Origin of the sequence: Protofrankia sp. Cj3 (assembly GCF_917627355.1) — a bacterium.
Lineage (GTDB): Bacteria > Actinomycetota > Actinomycetes > Frankiales > Frankiaceae > Protofrankia.
Genome location: NZ_CAKJTR010000144.1, coordinates 3,599 through 5,475 on the forward strand (window position 1 = coordinate 3,599; position 1,877 = coordinate 5,475).

The following is a 1,877-nucleotide window of genomic DNA, read 5'->3' on the forward strand; positions in this document are numbered from 1 at the left end:
CAGCCAGCGGCCCGACGTCGCACAGCCCGATTGCCCGCGCGAGCGCGTCACTCACGCCGGGACAGGCCACATCGGCGTTCGTATGCGCGCTGAACAGCGCCGCACCGCCACGGATCAGCGTTGCCACGACCCGGCCACCCGCATCGGTCTCCGCGACGCCGTGAACGCCCCGGAGGAACAGCGGATGATGGGTGACCAGGAGCTGCGCACCACGATCAACGGCTTCCCGCGCGACATCGACCGTTGGGTCGACGGCGAACAGAACATGCCGGACCGGCATATCCGGGTCGCCGACGGTGAGGCCCACCACATCCCACGGCTGTGCCCAGGATGACGGATAACAACGTTCGAACTCGGCAATACAGTCGGCCACAGTGCAATATGGTGCGGTCACCGTCCGGACACTACCCAACCGTGATCGGGCTGGCCGCTCCGGCGCGTCCATACCGAGGCCGCGTACGGCTACGGAACGCCGCGACGTACCGTGATCTGTGCGGCGGAAGGACCCGGACCGCACGTACATGCTGATCCAGGCATGCTCACGGCCAGGAGGCGCGATTATGGCGCTTCCGCGCCTGTGCGGGCCTCAGGAGACCTACCCGGAGATGGGGATTGCGACATGGTGGATGTGTCCGTACGGTTCCAGATCGCCGGAGACGCCGAGGTGGTACTGAACCTGCCCACCACCCAGGCGGTGCGCCTAGTCGAAGCCATCATGCACAACGTGGCCGAGGCGATGGCGGCGCAGGCGCGCGGGGGCCAGCAAAGCCCACCAGGCCCGCAGGTCCAGCAGAACCAGCACCTTCAGCCGAGCCTCCAGGGAAGCATCGGCTGGGGGGATACCCAGCTGCGGGGCGAGCCGCCGCCCTCGGGCCCCACCCGACGCCCCCTGGGCTGACTGTACGGGCCGCCCGGCTCCCGCTGGCCGGCCCGCGAACGACGGAGGCGAGCCCACTGGATCATGGCGGGCCCGCCCGGCGGGAGCCGGCATCCGCTCCCGCTTCTTCCGGGTGCACACGGTGCTCGGTGGCGCTGGGACCGGCGGACATCACCGGTCGCGGCACCACCCGCCCGTCAGTACTGAGGCACGCCGCCGGCCTGCCTCGGCGCCAGCGCGCACCCGGCCGTTGACGCACATCTGGACCGCTGACGTACATCTGGTTGGTGCCATGCGCCTGGGCCTACCGCATACCACGGGCACCGCTGTGTACCGGAGTACCACCGGGCACCGGAGCACCAGCGCGTACCGGGGCACCAGCGCGTACCGGGGCACCAACGCGCCCTGGCACAGAGCCGACGCGGTTTTCGCGTATGCGGTTTTCTCAAACGCAACACAACTCTAGATCAACCCGGTACAACTCCGCACAGCTGCCCAGCGGAAGGGACACAGATCACCCATGGCGGGGGACCTACCAGCCAACGAACAAATTGTCATGATTCATACGGATGCGCAGGCGAGCGGCGCGCCTGCCGGGGAAGCGGATCCGGCCGAACCGCTCACGGCCGCGCGGGAGGGCACGCGGATACTCCACCGCTACGGCCGGCTCAATATCGTCAACACGGCCGGCGCGACCTCCTCCCCGCGACCGAACGCGCGTGCCACCCCAACCACTGAGACGCACATCACCGTGATTGACCCAGCTGAGCTGAACCGGATCGAGCGCCTCGGCCTGGCAGCCTTCCAGCTGCGGAACAGCGCCGACTACATGCGGGCCAAGCAGGACCGGATCAGGGCCGACGAAGCCTGGGACATGGACCGATCCTGTACCGATGTCCCGCCGCCACGAAGCTCGCCCAGACGTGCCCCGGACGCCGTCAGCAGCCCCCCGGCCGAGCGCTCCCCCGGCTCCCCCGGCGCGGGCACAGCGCGGCCGCTG

2 protein-coding genes and 1 pseudogene are annotated in these 1,877 nt (G+C 69.4%); 2 read left to right on the forward strand and 1 reads right to left on the reverse strand.

Annotation, left to right across the window (positions count from 1 at the left end; all coding sequences use genetic code 11):
* The coding region (locus MJ783_RS17465) for a Nif3-like dinuclear metal center hexameric protein (RefSeq protein ID WP_370651666.1) at positions 1-373 on the reverse strand (373 nt) is incomplete at its 3' end.
* A 246-nt stretch (positions 374-619) separates the two neighbouring features.
* Between MJ783_RS17465 and MJ783_RS17470 the strand changes: the two genes are divergently transcribed.
* Both MJ783_RS17470 and MJ783_RS17475 read left to right on the forward strand, forming a co-directional pair.
* On the forward strand, positions 620-898 hold the full coding sequence (locus tag MJ783_RS17470) for a hypothetical protein (RefSeq protein ID WP_239311621.1): 279 nt from the start codon (positions 620-622) through the stop codon (positions 896-898).
* A 499-nt stretch (positions 899-1,397) separates the two neighbouring features.
* Positions 1,398-1,877: pseudogene (locus MJ783_RS17475) on the forward strand (hypothetical protein); the annotation flags it as partial.